Origin of the sequence: Frankia sp. AiPs1, from assembly GCF_023716945.1 — a bacterium.
Lineage (GTDB): Bacteria > Actinomycetota > Actinomycetes > Frankiales > Frankiaceae > Frankia.
In genome coordinates, this window is sequence record NZ_JAMQQF010000940.1 from 1 (window position 1) to 1,386 (window position 1,386).

At 74.8% G+C, this 1,386-nt stretch carries 1 protein-coding gene and 1 pseudogene; both read left to right on the forward strand.

What is annotated here, in order from left to right; all coding sequences use genetic code 11:
• The coding region (locus tag ND748_RS32025; protein ID WP_251750016.1) for a glycoside hydrolase family 6 protein at positions 1 to 832 on the forward strand (832 nt) is incomplete at its 5' end.
• Between the two features lie 168 nt (positions 833 to 1,000).
• Positions 1,001 to 1,386, forward strand: a pseudogene (locus ND748_RS32030) (hypothetical protein); the annotation flags it as partial.

Consider the following 1,386-nt stretch of genomic DNA (forward strand, 5'->3'; position numbering starts at 1 on the left):
GGCGGCGCAGCAGGCGCAGGCCCACCCGGGCGACGCCGCGGCGATCGCCCCGCTCGTGCAGACCTCGGCCGCCTTCCCGGTCGGCGACTGGATCACCGACGTCGTCGGTGAGGTCCACAGCCGGGCCGCCGCCGCGGCGGCGACCGGCGCCACCGCCGTGTACATGGTCTATGCCATCCCGCACCGGGACGTGGGCGCCGGCTTCTCCACCGGCGGGCTGCCCGACGCCGCTTCCTACCGGCAGTTCACCCGACAGGTCGCCGCGGGCATCGGCGGCGCGGCGGCGGTCATCGTGCTCGAACCCGATGCGCTCGGGCAGGTCGACCAGCTCGACGCCGCCCGGGCGGCCGAACGCTACGCGCTGCTGCGCGACGCGGTCGACGTGTACGGCGCGCTGCCGGCGACCAGCGTCTACCTTGACGGCGCGAACTGCGGCTGGATCGCCCCGGCGGTCATGGCCGGGCGATTGGCGCAGGCCGGGATCACGCACGCCCGCGGCTTCGCCGTCAACGTGGCGAACTACTACCGCACCGAGGACGAGGCGGCCCGCGCCGAGGTCCTCTCCCGCTTCGTCGGGGGGGCACACTACGTCGTCGACACCTCCCGCAACGGCCGCGGCCCGGCGGCCGGACTGACCAACGCGTGGTGCAATCCGCCCGGTCGCGGCCTCGGCGAGAAGCCGACGACCAGCACGGGATATCCGCATGCGGACGCGTTCCTGTGGGTGAAGACGCCCGGCGCGAGCGATGGGGAATGCGGCCGGGGCAATCCGGCGGCGGGCACCTGGTGGCCGGAACAGGCCGCGGAGCTCGTGCGCAACGCCGCGGGCTGAACAACCGCCCCGGTTACCCGCTCCCCCGGACGGGGGAGGTAAGTCTGCCGGTACGGAAGATTTCCCGATACCCGCCCGAGCGTGGCCATTGTGGCGGTCGATATGCTTTTTTCCGACATCGGGGCACTGCGCGTCAACACCGCGCGGTCGCGTGCATTCGGAGGTCGCGTGTCGGACGCCTCGGGTCACCGCCGTCATCGTCGTCCCCTCCCGCCGGCGGGTCGGGTCGCGGTGGCCGGGGGCGCCCCGCGGGGCCGCCACGGCCGGTTCTTCGCGCTGCTCTGGCCGTCCGCGGCGCTCATGGTGTGCGCCGGCTTCGGGCTGGAACAACTCGTCATCGAGCCGGCCTACGGATCCTCGGGCGGATCGAGCACGGTCGCCGCGCAGCCGGGCATCATCACCCTCACCCCGTCCCCGGCCTCGCCGGATCCGACGATGGCCTCGCCGGGCTCGGTCCCGGTGCCGGTCGCGACGGCCGGCGTGGCACTCGCGCCCGCGGCCCGTCCCACCCGGCCGGTGGCGTCGGCCAGCCCCGAGGTGACGCTGGGCGGGCG